17 protein-coding genes are annotated in these 17,865 nt (G+C 67.8%); 8 read left to right on the forward strand and 9 right to left on the reverse strand.

Annotation, left to right across the window (positions count from 1 at the left end; genetic code table 11):
• Position 1: 1 nt before the first annotated feature.
• Genes AC07YR_RS08180 through AC07YR_RS08190 form a run of 3 tightly spaced genes read left to right on the forward strand, consistent with a single transcriptional unit; the run spans position 2 to position 4,514 of the window.
• On the forward strand, positions 2-1,456 hold the full coding sequence (locus tag AC07YR_RS08180; protein ID WP_494733661.1) for a gamma-aminobutyraldehyde dehydrogenase: 1,455 nt from the start codon (positions 2-4) through the stop codon (positions 1,454-1,456).
• A gap of 28 nt (positions 1,457-1,484) precedes the next feature.
• A complete protein-coding gene (locus AC07YR_RS08185) occupies positions 1,485-3,242 on the forward strand; it encodes an amidohydrolase (protein ID WP_494733662.1) in 1,758 nt (585 codons plus the stop codon).
• Positions 3,243-3,251: 9 nt separating this feature from the next.
• Positions 3,252-4,514, forward strand: coding sequence for a M20 family metallo-hydrolase (locus tag AC07YR_RS08190; protein WP_494733663.1), 1,263 nt, complete (start codon positions 3,252-3,254; stop codon positions 4,512-4,514).
• A 23-nt stretch (positions 4,515-4,537) separates the two neighbouring features.
• Here the strand turns inward: AC07YR_RS08190 and AC07YR_RS08195 are convergent, their stop codons facing one another.
• A complete protein-coding gene (locus tag AC07YR_RS08195) occupies positions 4,538-5,254 on the reverse strand; it encodes a VOC family protein (protein ID WP_494733664.1) in 717 nt (238 codons plus the stop codon).
• Between the two features lie 95 nt (positions 5,255-5,349).
• Between AC07YR_RS08195 and AC07YR_RS08200 the strand changes: the two genes are divergently transcribed.
• Positions 5,350-5,946 carry a YdeI/OmpD-associated family protein gene (locus tag AC07YR_RS08200; protein ID WP_436056636.1) on the forward strand — a complete coding sequence of 199 codons (597 nt, stop codon included), beginning with the start codon at positions 5,350-5,352 and terminating at the stop codon, positions 5,944-5,946.
• Between the two features lie 38 nt (positions 5,947-5,984).
• On the opposite strand, the gene AC07YR_RS08205 is transcribed toward AC07YR_RS08200, so the two are convergent.
• From AC07YR_RS08205 to AC07YR_RS08220, 4 genes are all read right to left on the reverse strand, one after another.
• A complete protein-coding gene (locus tag AC07YR_RS08205; RefSeq protein ID WP_494733665.1) occupies positions 5,985-7,175 on the reverse strand; it encodes an ABC transporter ATP-binding protein in 1,191 nt (396 codons plus the stop codon).
• Positions 7,172-8,764: an ABC transporter permease gene (locus AC07YR_RS08210; protein ID WP_055800884.1), complete on the reverse strand. Its 1,593-nt coding sequence runs from the start codon at positions 8,762-8,764 to the stop codon at positions 7,172-7,174. The genes AC07YR_RS08205 and AC07YR_RS08210 overlap by 4 nt, the downstream gene beginning before the upstream one ends.
• A 4-nt stretch (positions 8,765-8,768) precedes the next feature.
• Positions 8,769-9,824 carry an iron ABC transporter substrate-binding protein gene (locus AC07YR_RS08215; protein WP_055800881.1) on the reverse strand — a complete coding sequence of 352 codons (1,056 nt, stop codon included), beginning with the start codon at positions 9,822-9,824 and terminating at the stop codon, positions 8,769-8,771.
• Positions 9,825-9,989: 165 nt separating this feature from the next.
• A complete protein-coding gene (locus tag AC07YR_RS08220) occupies positions 9,990-11,168 on the reverse strand; it encodes a glycoside hydrolase family 76 protein (RefSeq protein ID WP_494733666.1) in 1,179 nt (392 codons plus the stop codon).
• Positions 11,169-11,325: 157 nt separating this feature from the next.
• Between AC07YR_RS08220 and AC07YR_RS08225 the strand changes: the two genes are divergently transcribed.
• The gene (locus tag AC07YR_RS08225; RefSeq protein ID WP_494733667.1) at positions 11,326-12,162 is read left to right on the forward strand and encodes an SDR family NAD(P)-dependent oxidoreductase; all 837 of its coding nucleotides are present in this window, start codon (positions 11,326-11,328) and stop codon (positions 12,160-12,162) included.
• A 20-nt stretch (positions 12,163-12,182) separates the two neighbouring features.
• Positions 12,183-13,397, forward strand: a complete 1,215-nt coding sequence (locus tag AC07YR_RS08230; protein ID WP_494733721.1) for an acyl-CoA dehydrogenase family protein — start codon at positions 12,183-12,185, stop codon at positions 13,395-13,397.
• Positions 13,398-13,504: 107 nt separating this feature from the next.
• On the opposite strand, the gene AC07YR_RS08235 is transcribed toward AC07YR_RS08230, so the two are convergent.
• The 4 genes from AC07YR_RS08235 to AC07YR_RS08250 all read right to left on the reverse strand — a co-directional run bounded on the left by AC07YR_RS08235 (position 13,505) and on the right by AC07YR_RS08250 (position 16,701).
• Entirely contained in the window at positions 13,505-14,329 is an 825-nt protein-coding gene (locus AC07YR_RS08235; protein WP_494733668.1) for a DUF1684 domain-containing protein, read from the reverse strand.
• Between the two features lie 35 nt (positions 14,330-14,364).
• Positions 14,365-14,976, reverse strand: coding sequence for a TetR/AcrR family transcriptional regulator (locus AC07YR_RS08240; RefSeq protein ID WP_436056642.1), 612 nt, complete (start codon positions 14,974-14,976; stop codon positions 14,365-14,367).
• Between the two features lie 118 nt (positions 14,977-15,094).
• Positions 15,095-15,688 (reverse strand): TetR/AcrR family transcriptional regulator, encoded by a 594-nt coding sequence (locus AC07YR_RS08245; protein ID WP_436056643.1) that lies wholly within the window; start codon positions 15,686-15,688, stop codon positions 15,095-15,097.
• Positions 15,685-16,701: an aldo/keto reductase gene (locus AC07YR_RS08250; protein WP_082506784.1), complete on the reverse strand. Its 1,017-nt coding sequence runs from the start codon at positions 16,699-16,701 to the stop codon at positions 15,685-15,687. The genes AC07YR_RS08245 and AC07YR_RS08250 overlap by 4 nt, the downstream gene beginning before the upstream one ends.
• A gap of 171 nt (positions 16,702-16,872) precedes the next feature.
• Between AC07YR_RS08250 and AC07YR_RS08255 the strand changes: the two genes are divergently transcribed.
• Complete coding sequence (locus AC07YR_RS08255) at positions 16,873-17,553, forward strand: NADPH-dependent F420 reductase (protein WP_494733669.1); 681 nt, start codon at positions 16,873-16,875, stop codon at positions 17,551-17,553.
• Positions 17,554-17,566: 13 nt separating this feature from the next.
• Positions 17,567-17,865 (forward strand): hypothetical protein (locus tag AC07YR_RS08260; RefSeq protein WP_494733670.1); only part of this gene is annotated, 299 nt, incomplete at its 3' end.

Here is a 17,865-nt window from a genome sequence, read left to right on the forward strand (position 1 = left end):
CATGATCACGCTGAACAACATCATCAACGGAGAGATCCCCAACGGGGGCGCTGACGGAGGGACCGTCCACGGGACCGGGACAACCGGCCCGGTTCAGGCCACGCTGCCCTTCTTCGACCCCGCCACCGGCGTGCAGCTCGGCACCGCCCCGGACAGCGATGCCGCCACCGTTGACCGCGCCTTCCAGGCCGCCCGCACCGCCTTCAAGAGCTACAAGCGGACCACCCCGGCCGAGCGCCAGGCCATGATGCTCAAGCTCGCGGACCTCATCGAGGCCAACGTGGACCGGATCCTCGAGGCGGAAGTTGCCTGCACCGGCAAGCCGAAGGCTGTCACGCGGGAGATCGAGATCCTGCGTGGCGCGGACCAGCTGCGCTTCTTCGCCGGCGCCTGCCGGGTGGTCTCCGGCACTGCCCAGACCGAGTATGTCACCGGGTTCTCCTCGACCGTCCGCCGCGAGCCGCTCGGCGTGGTCGCCCAGATCACCCCGTGGAACTACCCGTTCATGATGGCCATCTGGAAGATCGGACCGGCCCTCGCCGCCGGCAACACCCTGGTCCTCAAGCCGGCGGACACCACCCCCTGGTCCACCGTCATCCTGGGCGAGCTGGCCCAGCAGGCCTATCCTGCCGGCGTCGTCAACATCGTCTGCGGCGGACGCGGCACCGGGGCCGCGATGGTGGATCACGAGATTCCCGAAATGGTGTCCATCACCGGCTCCACCCGCGCCGGAGCCCAGGTCATGTCCGCTGCGTCGGCAACGCTCAAGGATGTCCACCTGGAACTCGGCGGCAAGGCGCCGGCCATCGTTTTTGCCGACGTCGACATTGAACTGACCGCCCAGGAGATAGCGCTGGGCGCTTTCTTCAACGCCGGTCAGGACTGCACCGCAGTGACCCGCGTCCTGGTGGAGGAGTCCGTCCACGCCGAGTTCGGTGCAGCGCTTGCCGCTGCCGCGTCTGCGCTGACCGTTGGCGGCGACGCAGCCGACCTCGGCCCGCTGAACAGCGCCGCCCAGCTGGACCGCGTGGAGGGCTTCATGTCCAGGCTGCCGGCGAACGCCAAGGTCCTGGCCGGCGGCAAGCGGACCGGGGCGGGCTTCCACTTCGAACCCACCGTGATCGACGGCGTTTTCCAGAGCGACGAGGTGGTGTGCGACGAGATCTTCGGTCCCGTGGTCACGGTGCAGCCCTTCCGCTCCGAGGAGGAAGCGCTGGAACTGGCCAACGGCACCAAGTACGCGCTGGCCTCCAGTGTCTGGTCCAACAACCACGGCGTGGTCACGAGGGTGTCCAACGAACTGGACTTCGGCGCCGTGTGGATCAACTGCCACCAGGTGATCCCGGCAGAGGCCCCGCACGGCGGCTTCAAGCACTCAGGAACAGGCAAGGACCTGTCCGTTTTCGGGCTTGAGGACTACACCCGCATCAAGTCCGTCACCACCTCCCACCGCTAACCCGCCCGTTCCAAACGCTAGGAACCCCATGAAACTCGATCTGCTGCTGCGCAACGCGGACATCATCACCATGGATGACCGCCGCCCGCACGCCACGTCGCTGGGAATCTGGCAGGGCCGCATCGCCGGCCTCGATGACGAGCTGGACGGACTGGACGCGGCCGAGCTCCTGGACCTTGGGGGTGCCACGGTGACCCCCGGATTCATCGACGCGCACTGCCACACGACGTGGTTCGGGCTGGGCCTGGGCGAAGTGGACGTCTCCGGCGCCCGCGGCCTGGACCAGCTGTACGCCCTGCTTGAGGCGGACATGGCCGTCGGCGCGTCCGGCTGGCTCATGGCCACCGGGTTCAGCCAGACGCAGCACGGCGGCGGGTTCCCGGACATTGCCGTGTTGGACCGGATCACTGGAAACCGGCCGCTGTTCATCCGGCACAACTCCGGCCATATGGCCGTGGTGAACACGGCCGCGCTGCGGCTGGCAGGCGCCGAATCGGCGTCGTTCCCGGATCCCGACGGCGGCGTGATAGTCCGCGACGCCCACGGCCGGCCCACGGGCCTGGTCCAGGAGACGGCGCAGCGGCTGATCCAGGAGTTGATCCTGCCGTATTCCCTCGAAGCCATCGAGGATGCACTGGACCGTGCCACACAGCACTACGCCTCGGAAGGCATCACCAGTTTCACCGAAGCGGGGATCGGCGGCGGCTGGATCGGCCACAGCCCGGTGGAACTGGCCGCCTACCAGCGCGCTGCGGCCCACGGCAGGCTCCACGCCCGGGCCCAGCTCATGCCGGTCCTTGACGTTCTCCATCCGCTGGACGGACACGGGACTCTTGGAGCTGTAGCCGCCGGGCCGGGGCCGGCAGCCGCCGGAGCTGTCGGCCTTGACCTGGGCATGGCTAGCGGTTTCGGGAATGACTACCTTTCCCTCGGCCCGGCCAAGGTGTTCCTGGACGGCTCGCTGCTGGGTGAAACCGCGGCCGTCAGCGAGGACTACTGCAGCCACGGCCACACGGACAACAGCGGCAACACCGGGTATTTCCAGGCCGACCCGGAGGCGCTGCGGAACAGGATTGAGGCGGCCTACGCGGCGGGCTGGTCCATCGCTGCGCACGCCATCGGGGACCGGGCCGTGGACCTGGCGATCAGCATCATCACGGACTGCGCCGGCAAATACGGGCCGCGCGTGCTGCCCAACCGGATCGAGCACGCTTCCGTCACCAGGCCGGACCAGGTGCAGCGGCTCGCGGACGCAGGAATCGCGGTGACCCCGCAGGCCAGCTTCTTCGCGGAGGGCGGCGACGGCATGACCGCCTCGCTGGGACCGGAACGGCTGGGCTGGGCCTACCGCGCGGCGTCGTTCACGGACGCCGGCGTGACCCTCGCGGGAAGCTCGGACCGTCCCGTCGCGGACGGCAACGTGCTCCGGGGAATGCAGGCATTCGTGGACCGCCGCACATCCTCAGGGGCCGTTTTCGGCAACCCGGACGAGCGACTGAGCCCCCGTCAGGCATTGGCGGCGTACACCACCGGAGCCGCGGCGGCCACCGGCCTGTCGCACCTCAAAGGCACCCTGAGGGCCGGCAAGCTGGCTGACTTCACGGTCCTGAACGGCTCGCCGCTCACCGCCCCGGACATCGCGGCCCTCCGGGTCCTGGCCACCGCAGTCGGCGGCTCCTTCACCTACGGGCGAGGCCGCTTCCCGGGTGCGGACCGCGTAGGGGAGTCAGCCCGCAACACCTCCGCCGGCAGTACCTTCATCCGTCCAGCCACCAACCGTTCATAGGGGAACTCCGTGACCGCAACAACAATCCTCAGCGCCCGTGATACCGCTTTCGTCCGGGACTTCTACACCATGAGCGAATTCGGAGCCACCCCGAACGGCGGCGTGGACCGGCAGGCCGGCTCCGTCCCGGACGGCCAGCAGCGGCAGTGGCTCACGGGCCTGCTGGAGGCAAGGGGTTTCACGGTGAGGTTCGACCACGCCGGCAACCAGTGGGGCCTCTACGAGGCGGTGGCGGGTGCCGCCTACGTAGTGGTGGGCTCGCACATGGACTCGCAGCCCACCGCCGGACGCTACGACGGCGCCTACGGGGTGCTGGCGGCAGCCCACGCCGCCTTCCGCCTCGTGGAGAAGTGGAACGCTTCCGGCCCTGACGGCCAGCCCCGCTTCAACATTGCGGTGGTCAACTGGTTCAACGAGGAGGGCTCGCGGTTCAAGCCCTCCATGATGGGTTCCTCGGTGTACACCGGGAAGCTGGAGCTGGAGACGGCGCTGGCCACTACCGATGCCGCCGGTATCTCGGTCCGCGATGCTCTGGACGCCATCGGCTGCCGCGGGGAGTATGAGGGACCGCAGGCCGCCTTCTGCGCCGAAATCCACATCGAGCAGGGCCGGAGCATGGAGCGGGAAGGCGTTACCATCGGCCTGGTCCACTCCAACTGGGCCGCCAACAAGTACGAATTCGTGGTGAACGGCGAGCAGGCCCACACCGGCTCCACCGTGATCGCGGACAGGAAGGACGCCCTGCTGGGTGCCTCCATGATGGTGGTGGCCGCCCGGGAGCTGGCCGACCGCTTCCCCGGCGTGCTGCACACCTCCGTGGGGCAGCTGACCGTCTACCCCAACTCGCCGGTGGTGGTGCCGTCCCGCGTGAACCTGCTGCTGGACCTGCGCAGCGCCGACGAAGCAGTACTGGCTGAGGCCGATGCCCTGCTGCACCAGCGGATCGCCGAGATCGAGCAGCTGGCGAACGTCACCGTGGAACGCGGCCATTCCCACTCCTGGCCGGTCACCCCGTACCAGCCCGAAGGCGTGGAACTGGCAGCGAAGGTGGCCGCCGACCTCGGCCTGGCGAACAAGCCGGTGATGACCCTGGCCGGGCATGATTCCACCAACATGAAGGACATCGTCCCCACCGTGATGCTCTTCGTGCCCAGCGTGGACGGCATTTCACACAACGAACACGAATACACCACCGACGAGGACATCGTGGCCGGCCTCACCATGCTCACCGAGGTGGTCGCCCGTCTCTGCGACGGCGCCCTGGAGGACTGAGCGGAGCGCCGGCATCGGGGGATTCAGTGCCGCGAAGACACCCAGAGCGCCGGGACGTCCCGGCCTGCCGCGTCGGGGCTGGCCACATGCAGGGTCCGCCCGAACGCTTCCTCCGTGATGGTCACGTTGATGCCCGCTTCGGCCAGCCGGTCCCGCAGGGCCGTGAGCTCGCCCGTGTACTCAAAGCCCAGCCCGGGCCGGGCGGCGCCGTCCACGGGGCGCACCATCAGCACGCCGCCGTTCTTGGCGGTGAAATCCGCGGTTTCGTCGTCATCCGGCACCGGCCGGAGCCGGGCGCCCATGTTCCGCAGGGTCTGTGCCGCGGCAGCGGCGTCCGGCGTGAACCAGACTTCGACGACGGCGAGTCCCGGATCGGCGTCCGCGCACTGGGCGCCGTGGGCGGCTTTGTCCGCGAAGAAGCTGAAACCGTCCTCGCCGGTGATCCGGCAGGAGGCCCCGTGGTCCGCGTCGACCAGTTCGGCCGGTGTGGTCCCGTCCTCCACGGAGGCCAGGTTGGTCCGCCGGGCGAATTCGGCGAGGTCGCCCACTTCGACGCCGAACGCCGTCGTGCCGTCTTCGGCGGAACCGGCTTCGGCGGAATGCAGCGCCAGGCGGCCCGAACCGGCGTCGTACTCCTTCCAGGGACCGTCATCAACGGTCTTCACCATTCCCAGCTCCGTGAGGAGCTGCTCCCACTGGTCCGGGCGGGAGGTGAAATGGACGGGTCGGACACGCAGCATGGGACACTCCTGGGCTCGCTTTGCGATGACTTTGACGGCGACACTGCCATGATGCCACGCCTTGATTAAGTAATGCCGGGTAGCAGAATGGTGCCATGGCCATCGAACTTGAAGAACTGCTGGTGAAGGACGCCGCCGAATGGCGCAGCTGGCTGGAACAGCACCACACCACCAGCCCTGGCGTCTGGCTGGTGCTGCACAAGAAGGGTGGCAACACCACCGAGCTGGACTACGAGGCCGCGCTGCAGGAGGCGCTGTGCTTCGGGTGGATCGACGGCCAGGGCAGAAGGCGGGACGACGACAGCTCCTTCCAGCGGATGACGCGCCGCGGCCCCAAGAGCGTATGGTCGGCCCGGAACGTTGACCGCATCGAAAAGCTCGAGGCAGCGGGCAGGATGACCGCGGCCGGCCGGGCCGCCGTCGAAGCCGCAAAAGCGGACGGACGCTGGGAGGTGGCGTATTCCGGGGCGGCCTCCGCCGAAGTGCCGGCGGACCTGGCGGCTGCCATCGCCGCCGAACCGCGGGCGCAGGCCATGTTCGATGTGCTGACGTCGGTGAACCGCTTCGCCCTGATTTACCGCACCAACTCGGTCAAGCAGGCGGCCACCAGGGAACGCAAGATCGCAGGATTCGTCGAGATGCTGGCACGCGGCGAAACCCCGTACCCGCAGAAGAAGCGCCCCGCGGAGTAAACGCCCGTGCGGGCGGGCGCCCCGCGGAGTAGCAAGCGTCAGGCGCTGGCGTCCTCGTCCATGGGGAAGGCCACGGCCTCGCCCACCACGCGCAGGCAGAGCTCCATGCCCGGCCGCGCGATGGAGGCGTTCCAGTGCCGGATGGTGATCACTTCGCCGCCGCCCGGGAACCGGTGGTCCGGGACAGCGCCGGCTGCCAGCTCCGGCGGCACGGCCAGTTTCAGGCGCACGGTTGTTTCCGGGCCGAAATAGTCCGTATCAACCACCACGCCGCGGATGGGGCCGTCCTCCGCGATGCGGATCTGCTCGGGCCGCAGCATGAGCTGCACGCGTCCCTGGGCCGGGGGCCTGCGCACCGGGATGCCGCCCAGCGAACACGTGGCCAGCGAACCCTCCATCCAGGCGTCCAGGATGACGGCGTCGCCCAGGAACTCCGCCGTTGCCCGGTCCGCGGGGCGGGTGTAGACCACGAAGGGGTTGCCGATCTGGGCCAGCCTGCCGCCGCGCATCACGGCCACCTGGTCCGCGAAGGAGAGCGCCTCGGCCTGGTCGTGCGTGACAAGGATGGTGGTCACGCCGGCTTCGCTGAGGACCTTGGCCACCGCGCGGCGGGTGGCAACGCGGAGGCCCGCGTCCAGCGCGGAGAAGGGCTCGTCCAGCAGCATCAGCTCCGGCTCGCGGGCCAGGGCCCGGGCCAGTGCCACCCGCTGCTGCTGACCGCCGGAGAGCTGGTGCGGCCGGCGCTTGGCCATGGACGGATCGAGGGAGACCATCTCCAGGAGCTCGCCCACCCGGGCCGCGACCTCGCGCCGCCCGCCGGAAAGGTGGCTGGCACTGAGGCCGAAGGAGACATTCTGGCCCACCGTGAGGTGCGGGAACAGGGCGCCGTCCTGGGCGACGTAGCCGACATGGCGCTTGTGCGCCGGCACCCAGAAGCCCTCGCCGGCCACCTTGGCGCCGTTGAGCGAAATGCTGCCGGTATCGGGATGCTCGAAGCCGGCGATCAGGCGCAGCAAGGTCGTCTTGCCGGAGCCGGAGGGGCCGACGATCGCAGTGGTTCCGCCCTTGGCCACGGACAGGTTGACGCCCTTGAGGACCGCCTGTGAACCGAAGTTCTTGGTGACGGACTCGATCTCCAGGTGGCTGTTGGTGCTGGGCGCCACGGACGCGGCGATCCGCGGTTCCGGAAGCCTGGAGGGGGCATCGCGGGAAGTGTAGGAATCGGTCACTGTCCGGCCACTTTCTTGGACTGCTGGAAGAGGAGGTAGGTCATGGGGGCGGAGATGAGGATCATCAACAGCGCATACGGTGCCGCGCCGGCGTAGTCGATCTCGCTGCTCTTGCTCCAGAATTCGGTGGCAAGGGTGCGGGTGCCGTTGGGGGAGAGCAGCAGGGTGGCGGTGAGTTCGTTGACGATGGCAAGGAACACGAGTGCAGCGCCGCCCGCCGCTGCGGGCGCCGTGAGCCGCAGCGTGACGCGGATGAAGGAGACCAGCGGCGGTTTGCCCAGCGCCTGGGCGGCTTCGTCGAGTTCCTTGGGCGCCTGGGCCAGCCCGGCCCGGATGTTCACCAGTGCGCGCGGCAGGAAGAGCAGCACATAGGCCGCGATCAGCAGCACCGTGGTCTGGTAGAAGCCCGGGGCAACCCTGATGCTGACGGTCACGAAGGCCAGGCCCACCACGATGCCCGGCATGGAACTGGTGATGTAGTTGGACAGTTCCAGTGCCTTGCTGAACCAGCTCGGGTGCCGGACAGCAAGGTAGGCCATGGGGAATGCCACCACGGTGGTGGCCGCTGCACCGGTCAGGCCGTAGCCCATGGTCTGCAGCAGGGCGGGAAGGAATTCGTCGGCCACCCAGATGTCCGCCCCGCCCGCGACGATCCAGCGCAGCACGAACATCAGCGGAAGGCCGAACGCCAGGGCGGTTAGGGCGGTCAGGAAGAGCTGGGACGGAACCTGGTAGGCGTGCAGCGGCAGGCGCAGCGCCCTGGCCTGCGCACCGGACCCCACCCGCGCGTAGCGTGCGGTGCCGCGGCTTCGCACCTCAACCAGGAGCAGGATGAGGCAGAAGAACACGAGCACGCTGGCCAGCATGTTCCCGGCGGTGCCGTTGAACGTGGACTGGTACTGCACCATGATCGCGGTGGTGAAGGTGTCGAAGCGGATCATCGCGAACGCGCCGTATTCGGCCAGCAGGTGCAGCGAGACCAGCAGCGCCCCGCCGGTCATGGCGATGCGGAGCTGGGGGAGGACCACCCGGAAGAAGGTGCGCCACGCGCCCAGGCCCAGCGATGCGGCGGACTGTTCGATGGCCGGGTCCAGGCGGCTCAGTGTCGCGGCGGCCGGGATGTAGACCAGGGGGAAGTAGGACAGCGTGGCGATCAGCACACCGGACCAGAGACCGCCCATTGAGGGCACCGCGGAGACCCAGGCGTAGCTGTTGACGAAGGCCGGGATGGCCAGCGGCGCGGCGAGCAGGACGGCCCACCATTTGTGCCCGCGCAGTGTGGTCCGTTCCACCAGCCAGGCGCCGCCCACGCCCAGGACCACGCAGAGCGGCACGGTGATGGCCATCAGCAGCACGGTGTTGAGGAGAAGCTCACCGACGCGCTCACGGAAGATCAGCGCGACGGCGGTGTCCCACCCCGTGGCGGCCGTCATCACGATGACGTACCCCAGCGGGATCAGGGAAAACAGGGCAATGAGGACGGCGATGACGGATACTGCGGAAACGCCGAAAGGCGGGCGGGGGCGCTTGCCCCTACCCGCCGTCGTCGTGCTTCCGGAAGTGTCCGGTGCCGCTAGGTCAGTTGGCACTGATTTACAGGAGTCCTGCCTTGGTCATCAGCTCGGTAACCTTTTCGGAATTGAGCTTGGCCGGGTCAACGGTGGGCGCCTGCAGTTCGGTCAGCGGAACCAGCTTGTCGTTGGCCGGGACATCGGAGGCGATGGCGTACTCGAAGGAGGTGCCCTTCTGCAGGACCTCCTGGCCCTTCTTGCCGGTGATGAACTTCAGGAAGGCCTGCGCCGCCGCTGCGTTCTTGGAGGAGTTCAGCACGCCGCCGCCGGACACGGAGACGAACGCGCCCGGGTCCTGGTTCTTGAAGTAGTACGGGGTGACGTTCTTGGAGTTCTCGCCGGTCTTGGCCTGGTCGCCGTAGTAGTAGTAGTGGTAGATCAGGGCGGCGTCGACTTCGCCGGCGTTGACAGCCTTCATTGCCGTGCTGTTGCCCTTGTAGGCCTTGAAGTTTTCCTTCATGCCCTTGAGCCATTCCTCGGCCGCGGCTTCGCCCTTGAGCTCAAGCAGCGCGGAAACGATGGCCTGGAAGTCGGCGCCGGACGGTGAAGCGGCCCACTTGCCCTTCCACTCCGGCTTGGCCAGGTCCAGCATGGACTTGGGCAGCTGGGCCTCGCTCAGCTTGGCCTTGTCGTAGACCAGCACGGTGGAGCGGGCTGCGATGCCGGTCCATTTGTTGGTGGAGGGGCGGAAAGCGGCGGGCACCTGGTCAACGGTGGCCTTGTCCACGTCCGCGAAGAGTCCGGCGTTCTCAACCTGCGCCATTGCGGGCGAGTTTTCCGTCAGGAACACGTCGGCCGGGGAGGCTGCGCCTTCCTGGATGATCTGGTTGGACATTTCGGTGTCCGAGCCCTGGCGCAGCGTAACCTTGACGCCGGTTTCTGCGGTGAAAGCGTCGATCCATTCCTTGGTGAGGCTTTCGTGCTGGGCGTTGTAGACGGTGATTTCGCCGGCAGCCTTGCCGTCCGCTGCCGCCGTGCTGGCGGCGGGGGTGGAGCTTCCGGAGCCGCAGGCGGCCAGGCCGAGGGCTGCGGTGGCGGCGAGTGCGATTCCTGCCAGCGCGTTGGTGCGGATCTTCATTGGGGGCTTCTTTCTGGAAAAAAGTCTTGGTGGACCGGAGTCCGCGTGAGGGGGAAGTTAGGGCATGCTCACTGCCAAAAACTGTAGGTTAGCCAAACCTAAGAGACCAAGTCGAAGCGGCCTTAAGTGATCAGGATCACATCAATTACGGAACTTTTACGTGACTTAATTCTGGATGGCCCACACTGCGGCGGCGGCCTCCAGCACCATCCAGGCCTGGAGCTGGGTGGAAAGTTCGACGGCGGCACCGGCCGGATACGAGCCGCTCGCCGGCGTCTCGGGATATACCGGGAACACGAGGTGCGCACCGTCCCGCGCCAGAGGCTCGTCGGTTCCCACGGTGCGGCGCCCCTCCCAGAGTGCCTGCGCGGTTTCGATGACCAGAGCTGCCGCGACGGCCCTCGTCCGGTCGGAGAGCCGTCCGTCCACTGCCGCCAGCGCAAGGTACCGCGCCAGGATCCCGGTGAACAGGCCGCCGTCGCCCGTTCCGTCACAGCGGAGCACAGCGGCAGTCTTGCCGGAAGCCAGGATGGCGGGGCGCGTCAGGTTGCGGGACACGGCATCCACCAGGCTGGCCGCCCGGTCAAGGTTAGGCTGGCCGCCGAGCTCCAATAGCGCACCCAGGACGGGACCCTGGTTGTAGGTGTATATGGCGGCTTCCAGCACCACCTTGCCGTCGGGTCCGATCCGCAGGCCGTCCTGGTACATGCCCTGGGCGGGGTCGAACAGCTTGGTGTGGAGCCAGTCCACCAAGGCCTGCGCCTTGGCCGTATTCCCGGTGCGGGCATAGTAGAGCGCTACCGGCGCCGTGGCAGGTGTGTTCTTGAAGTCCCGTTTGGTACTCCAGAAGGTGCCGCCGCCCAGGTCGTCCGTGGACGCGGAATCGAACTGCAGCGTGAGGCTTTTCCGGATCCGGGCGTGGCGGCGGGCGCCCGGCTTCCGCGTCTGCTCGGCCAGGTTCGCAAGCCGGAGGGTGGATAGTGCGAGCCAGGCCATGTCGTCGTAGTAGTTGTTGACCACGGTCAGGAAGTTGCGCAGCCGGATGCCGGTGACCAGCTGCGAGGCCAGCCGTCCGGCGCTGGGCCGGCTCCCGCCGTCGAACCTTGCGCCTTTCGCCAGCTCCCGGCGGCCGGCGTCCACCAGGCAGTCCACGTAGTGGGCCTGCCACCAGTAGTGCCAGGGGCGCCTCAGGTTCTTCAGCCTGCCGGACGGCCGTTCAATGGCCGCGATATGCGTTCCGGGGAGGAAGAACAGCCGTTGCCCGAACATCCTGGTGACGGACCGGGCGGCCTCGTCGGCGCGGACAGGCCAGTCCGCGGGGGTGGCGGCGTCCGGGGAGATCATGGTGCCAGCGTAGCCCGGAGTCCGGACAGGGCGCAGCCGGGATGGCCGTCCGGGGCGCGTCCGGGGCGGCGGGCGGGTGTGCGGTTTGCTCCTATTCCAGTTAACATTCATTAACTAGCGTTACACCGGGGTTCCGGTTCCACATCAAGGAGGATGCATGGACATCAAAGGTACTGTCGCGCTCATTACGGGCGGGGCCTCCGGGCTGGGCGCCGCGACGGCACGGCGTCTGTTCGACGCCGGGGCCTCCGTGGTGCTGGTGGACCTGCCCTCCTCGCGGGGCGAGGAGTTCGCGGCCGAGCTGAACGGCCTCGGCGGCGCCGGAACCGAGGCAGGTGCGTCGGGTGGTGCCGGGGCCGCTGCCGGCGGAACCGCTGTTTTTGTTCCTGCCGACGTAACCAGCGAGGACCAGGTGCAGGCCGCCGTCGACGCCGCCGTCGCCCTGGGGCCGCTGCGCATAGTGGTGAACTGCGCGGGCATCGCCACGCCGGGGAAGGTCCTGGGCCGCGATGGTGTGCTGCCGCTGGAGACCTTCAACCGCGTCATCCAGATCAACCTGGTGGGCACCTTCAACGTGATCCGCCTGGCGGCCGCTGCCATGGCCGCCACCGAGCCCGTCTCGACCGAACTCGGCGGCCCGGAGCGCGGCGTCATCATCAACACCGCCTCCGTGGCCGCGTTCGACGGCCAGATCGGCCAGCCCGCCTACGCCGCCTCCAAAGGGGCCGTGGCGGCAATGACCCTGCCGATTGCCCGCGAACTGGCCCGTTCCCTGATCCGCGTGGTCACCATCGCGCCGGGCATCTTCGAGACGCCCATGATGGCCGGACTGCCGCAGGACGCCCAGGATTCGCTGGGACAGCAGGTTCCGCACCCCTCACGGCTCGGCCGCCCCGCCGAATACGCCAGCCTGGCCGCGCACATCGTGGACAACGCCATGCTCAACGGCGAGACCATCCGCCTCGACGGCGCCATCCGGATGGGGCCGAAGTGATGCCGGCGGCAATTCCGGGGATGCCGGACCCGGCTGCGAACGCTGTGGATTCTCTGCCTACCGCCGACTTCTTCGGGTTCGAATCGCTGCTTAGCGAACGCGAACGGCAAAAACTGCAGGAGCTGCGGGAATTCCTGGCCGCCGAGATCGCGCCGTTCGCCACAGAATGGTGGAACAACGCCGAATTCCCCGCCCATATCCTGCCCAAGCTGGCGGCCCTGGAACTGAGCGCACCGGCCCAGCGCGGCTACAGCCACCTGTTCGCGGGCCTGGTGATCGCCGAGATCACCCGGGTGGACACGTCCATCGCCACATTCTTCCTGGTGCACCATGACCTCTTCGTGGAGTCGCTGTACGGATTCGGCTCCGACGAGCAGAAGGCCCGCCTGCTCGACGACGCCGCCAACCTCCGCACCACCGGCGCCTTCGCGCTGACCGAGCCGGAGCACGGCTCCGACGTGGCCGGCGGAATGGAAACACGGGCGCGCCGCGTGTCCGGCCCGACGGGGACTGCCGACGGCGGCGGCGACGTCTGGGTCCTCAACGGGGCCAAACGCTGGATCGGCAACGGGACGTTCTGCGACTACATGCTCGTCTGGGCGCGGGACGAGGCCGACGGCGCCATCCGGGGATTCATCGTGGACGCGACGCTGCCCGGGGTGGGCCGAAGCCGGATCGAGAACAAGATTGCCCTGCGCACGGTGCAGAACGCGGACATTGTCTTCCGGGATGTGCGGGTGGCGGAGGCAGACCGCTTCGCCGGCATCGGAAGCTTCGAGGACACCAACGAACTGCTCCGGGGGTCCCGGATCATGGTGGCGTGGCAGGCGGTGGGCCAGCAGCTGGCGGCGTTCGACGTCGCCCGGCAGCACGCCGTCGAACGCCAGCAGTTCGGGCGTCCGCTGGCCAAATTCCAGCTGATCCAGCAGCAGCTGGTGACCATGCTGGGAAATGCCGTGGCCAGCATGGGCATGATGGTCCGGATCGCGCAGCTGCAGCAGGAGGGCAAGGCGGACATGGCCCAGGTGGCGCTGGCGAAGTCGTACACGAGTGCCCGGATGCGCGAAACCGTGGCCATGGGGAGGTCCATCCTGGGCGGCAACGGGATTGTGTCGGACTTCCGGATGGCCAAGATCTTCGCCGACGCCGAGGCCATTTACACCTATGAGGGGTCGTTCGAGATCAACACGCTGATCGTGGGCCGCGCCGTCACCGGAGTATCCGCGATCGTCTGAGCCTGGAGCGCGAACGGACACTTGAGGCCCCTCACCCGAGTGTGAACCTTGAGCGCGAACGGACACTTGAGGCCCCTCACCGTGGGGGCTTAAGTGTCCGTTCGCGCTCAGTCGGCGATCATCGGGTCCTTCTCGCCGGCTTCGATCCGGTAGTCCAGGCTGTTGTTCTTCACCGGCATGGGGCAGGTCCCGTAAGGCGTGAAGGCGCTCGGGTAGTTGATGGCGCGGTTGAAGTCGAGGACCACTGATCCGTCCGGCCTCGGCTTCGCAGTGGACACCTTGCGCCAGTCGTCCGTTGAATCGCCGTTGGTCTCATCGTGGAACGTGACGGTCAGGGCGCCGAGCTTTTCTTCTTCGGCCTGCAGGTGGAACTCGTGGTCCTTGCCGGGCAGCCGGAACACCAGTTCGCCCACGGTCCGGTGCACGCCGTCCACCAGCGGATTCGCTGTGCCGATCGGGACGTCCACGGGCTCCGGATAGGCGCGGAAACTTGCTTCGATCACCAGGTCGGGGCGGTACTCAAAGGTGGGCACGCCGTCGAACTCGGTAAACACCGGCGACTTCGAATCCCTGGTGCGGATGGCGTACTTGTCCGCCCGCATGGCCAGTTCCACCACCACCTGCTTGCCGTCGTGGCCGCCGAACTGAACCCACATCAGCGACTCCTCGTCCGCCAGTACGGCGGAAATGGTGCCGTCCACCGGCTGCCCGGAGTCCACCAGCGTCAGCCCGTCCGCCGACCCCGCGGTGAGGAACGCCGTCGTGCCGTCCGTTGACCAGAGTCCCGGGGCGAGGTCGACGGCGGCGGGCTGGGTTTCCAGCCACTGGAACGACGTGAGCGTCAACCAGCCGTAGTCACCGGCCAATGCTTTGTTGCGGTTGGCGCGGAACCGGTTCCAGCGTTCCACGATGGCATCAGGGGCAGTGTTCATTGTTCCTCCAAGGTGGGGCGGCCGTCGCGGCAACCTTACTCCGCGGCGCCCAAGCTTGCAGCGATCAGCCGGGAGGCAGCATCCCTGGCTGTCTCGGCGGCCTCCGGGTCACCGTCGAGCACACCGCTGGCCAGGCCGCCGTCGAGGATCAGCGACAGGCTGCGTGCGAGCCGGTCCGGACGCGCGGCGCCCGCCTCGGCAGCGAGCCCCTGCATCCACGCCAGCACAGCCCTCTTATGCGCAACCGTGCGTTCGTGAACGGGGGTTCCCGATGCCGACTCGGCCGCTGCGTTGATGAAAGCGCAGCCCCGGTAGCCGTCACGGCGGCAGGCAGAGGTCAGGGCATCGAACAGCCCAACGAGCTGTGCCGCCGGGTCCGGTCCTGCGGCCTCCGCAGCAGCGTGGAGCTGGCCGGTCCAGATGGCGTCGACCCTGTCCAGGTAGGCCAGGATCAATTCGTCCTTCGCCGGAAAGTACTTGTAAAACGTGGCCTTGGAGATCCCGGACTCGGCGATGATGGTGTCAATGCCGGCGGCGCGCAGGCCGTGCGCGTAGAACAACCTGAAGGCGGTTGCCAGGATCTTCTCCCTGGCGGGGCCGGCGGAAGTTCGGACAGCCTGCGGTGCGGAGGCTGCTCGCGTCGTCATACGTCAATGGTACACAGACAAGTCTGTCTCAGGCGGGGCCCGCGCGGCTGGTAGGCCAACCCGCCCGGGGCCTGGGGCGGGCGCCCGCGCGGCTGGTAGGCCAACCCGCCCGCGCAGGTCAGGGGCGGGCGTCCAGACCGTTCACCAGCAGCTTCCACACTTCCGTCAGATCGTCATGGATCGCCGGATCCGCCCACTCCGCGGCGTGCAGCGGGTGGTGAAACCGGGCAGTGGCATACAGGACGGTGCGGCCGGCAGTGACCGCCTCCGTCCGGGCGAACTCGCCGTTTTCGATGCCGTCCGCGATGATTTCGGTCAGCTGTGCGGCGAGGTGGTTCACATGGGCGGCCACCACTTCCCTGGCCTCAGCGGTCAGTTGGCTGAAGGTCCCGAACAGCTCGGGGTCTTCCAATGCCATGCCTTGTTTGATGGCCGCGAGCCGCTGAAGCCAGCGAAGGAGCCGCTCGGACGCGGGGCCGGCGGTGTCCAGCGACGGATCCAGGGGTTCGATGATCCGGTCAAGCCACCTCCTTGCCACCGCGTCCCGGAGCGCAACTTTCGTGGGGAAGTGCCGGTAGACGCTGCCGTGGCTCACGCGAAGGACCTTGGCAACGTCCACCACTGTGGCCTTTGCCAGGCCGAAGCGGCGAAGGACGTCCTCGGCGGCGTCCAGGATGCGCTCTTCCGTCAGTACGACGGCGGCAGGGCTCACTTCCGCTCGCTGTCGAGCATGGCCATCTGGCCCGCGTCGTAGCGTGTACCGGCGGCGGCGTCAGCCGGAACGGCCGCTTCGATGTCGGCGAGATCCTGGCTGGAGAGGGTCAGCGAGGCGGCTCCGAGGGACTCGGCCAGCCGGTCGCGTCGGCGGGCGCCCACCAGGGGGACGATGTCCTCACCGCGCGACAGCACCCAGGCGATGGCCACCTGGGCCACGGTGGCGTCCTTGCTGTCGGCAATGAGGCGCAGCCGCTCGACGAGCTCGAGGTTGCGCTGCAGGTTTTCGCCGGAGAACCGGGGGAGATGGGCGCGGAAGTCCCGGCGGTCGCCCTCGGCCTGGGCGGGCCAGTGGCCAGAGACGAGGCCGCGGGACAGGACACCGTAGGCGGTGATTCCGACTCCCAGTTCACGGGCTGCGGGCAGGATCTCTTTTTCGAGGCCGCGGGAAATCAGCGAGTATTCGATCTGCAGGTCTGAGACCGGGTGCACGGCGTGCGCCCGGCGCAGCGTTTCAGCCCCCACCTCCGATAGCCCGATGTGGCGGATGAGGCCCTGTTTCACGAGCTCGGCCAGCGCGCCCATGGTTTCTTCGACGGGGACGGCGGGATCGAGGCGGGCCGGCCGGTAGATGTCGACGTAGTCGGTGCCGAGGCGGCGCAGGGAGTAGGCGAGGAAGTTCTTGATGGCTGCCGGCCGGGTGTCGACGCCGTTCCATCCCCCGCGCGCGTCCCGCAGGACGCCGAACTTGACGCTGATCTGCACGTCTTCGCGGCGCCGGCCGCGGATGGCGTCGCGCAGCAGGAGCTCGTTGTGCCCCATGCCGTAAAAGTCGCCCGTGTCCAGCAGGGTGACGCCGGCGTCGAGGGCAGCCTGAATTGTGGCGACGCTCTCCGCGTCGTCCGCGGGTCCATAGAGGTCGGACATGCCCATGAGGCCCAGCCCGATGGGCGCCGTGGCGGGTCCGGCGGAGCCGAGGGTGCGGCGGAAAGCTTGCATGGAAGTGGTCATAAAGCGAGCTTACAAGAATCAGCTGACAGATTTCAATAATTGTCAGTCGTTACCACTTTGCCTTCAGCCGATCCCTTGCGGTGCTCGGATCGGCCTGATACCGTCAAGCCCACGGGTAGACGAACCTGTCTACCCCAAGAACCTAACCAACGCCCAGAGGATGAGAACGCCATGCAAATTGCTGTACTAGGAACCGGGACCGTTGGCCGGACCATGGCCGGAGCGCTGGCAAGTCTCGGCCATGAAATCGTCATCGGAACCCGCGACCCGAAGGCGACCCTTGCCCGCACGGAGCCGGACGCCATGGGTGCGGCTCCCTTCGGCACGTGGCTCCAGGAGCACCCTCACGTCCACCTGGCCGCGTACGCCGATGTGGCTGCAGGCGCGGAGCTGGTAATCAACGCAACTGAAGGTGCAAGTTCCATCGCTGCGCTCTCTGCCGCGGGTGCGGAAAATCTTGCCGGCAAGATTCTCTTGGACATCTCGAATCCCCTTGATTTCTCCCATGGCATGCCGCCGACGCTCAACCCGGTCAACACGGACAGCCTGGGGGAGCAGATCCAGCGGAAGTTCCCCGAAGCCAAAGTGGTCAAGACCCTCAACACGATGAACGCAAGTCTGATGGTTGATCCCGGCCGCGCGGCGGGCGGCGACCACTCCGTGTTCGTCTCGGGCAACGATGCGGACGCCAAGCATGAAGTGGTCACGCTCCTCAAGAGCCTTGGGCACCAGGACGTGATTGACCTGGGCGACATCACCACGGCACGCGGCACCGAGATGCTCCTGCCAGTCTGGATCCGGCTCTGGGGCGCGCTGGGGACCGCAAACTTCAATTTCAAGATCGCACGCTGAGCCGGGGCGAGGCATGGACGCGCTGCTCACCGTGGTGGCCTGCCTCGCGCTAATCGCCGGGTTCACCGTGGCGGGAATGTCCGTCTTGAAGCGTCGCGGAAACGCCAAGGGGGCAACGGGATCGCTGGGAAGCGTCCTGGGCATCTTTGACGCCACGGGCGTCCCCACCCGCACGGAATCTGCTGCCGCCAGGGAAGAGCTGAAACAGCGGCGGCACGAGTCCACGCAGTCCGGGAAGGGCCCCGACCACAACGAGGCCTACACCGGGAAAATCACCATCAGGGCGGCACGGCCGCCCGCGGCGGGGCCGTA

Source organism: Arthrobacter sp. GW460-12-1-14-TSB2 (genome assembly GCF_059423525.1).

What these genes read in the sequence shown, in the direction of transcription:
- AC07YR_RS08200 (WP_436056636.1), top strand. Translation starts at nt 5,350, where the DNA reads ATGGCCATCGAACTTGAAGAACTGCTGGTGAAGGACGCCGCCGAATGG.
- AC07YR_RS08215 (WP_055800881.1), bottom strand. Translation starts at nt 9,824, where the DNA reads ATGAAGATCCGCACCAACGCGCTGGCAGGAATCGCACTCGCCGCCACC.
- AC07YR_RS08195 (WP_494733664.1), bottom strand. Translation starts at nt 5,254, where the DNA reads ATGCTGCGTGTCCGACCCGTCCATTTCACCTCCCGCCCGGACCAGTGG.
- AC07YR_RS08250 (WP_082506784.1), bottom strand. Translation starts at nt 16,701, where the DNA reads ATGACCACTTCCATGCAAGCTTTCCGCCGCACCCTCGGCTCCGCCGGA.
- AC07YR_RS08235 (WP_494733668.1), bottom strand. Translation starts at nt 14,329, where the DNA reads ATGAACACTGCCCCTGATGCCATCGTGGAACGCTGGAACCGGTTCCGC.
- AC07YR_RS08225 (WP_494733667.1), top strand. Translation starts at nt 11,326, where the DNA reads ATGGACATCAAAGGTACTGTCGCGCTCATTACGGGCGGGGCCTCCGGG.
- AC07YR_RS08230 (WP_494733721.1), top strand. Translation starts at nt 12,183, where the DNA reads ATGCCGGACCCGGCTGCGAACGCTGTGGATTCTCTGCCTACCGCCGAC.
- AC07YR_RS08240 (WP_436056642.1), bottom strand. Translation starts at nt 14,976, where the DNA reads ATGACGACGCGAGCAGCCTCCGCACCGCAGGCTGTCCGAACTTCCGCC.
- AC07YR_RS08255 (WP_494733669.1), top strand. Translation starts at nt 16,873, where the DNA reads ATGCAAATTGCTGTACTAGGAACCGGGACCGTTGGCCGGACCATGGCC.
- AC07YR_RS08180 (WP_494733661.1), top strand. Translation starts at nt 2, where the DNA reads ATGATCACGCTGAACAACATCATCAACGGAGAGATCCCCAACGGGGGC.
- AC07YR_RS08220 (WP_494733666.1), bottom strand. Translation starts at nt 11,168, where the DNA reads ATGATCTCCCCGGACGCCGCCACCCCCGCGGACTGGCCTGTCCGCGCC.
- AC07YR_RS08185 (WP_494733662.1), top strand. Translation starts at nt 1,485, where the DNA reads ATGAAACTCGATCTGCTGCTGCGCAACGCGGACATCATCACCATGGAT.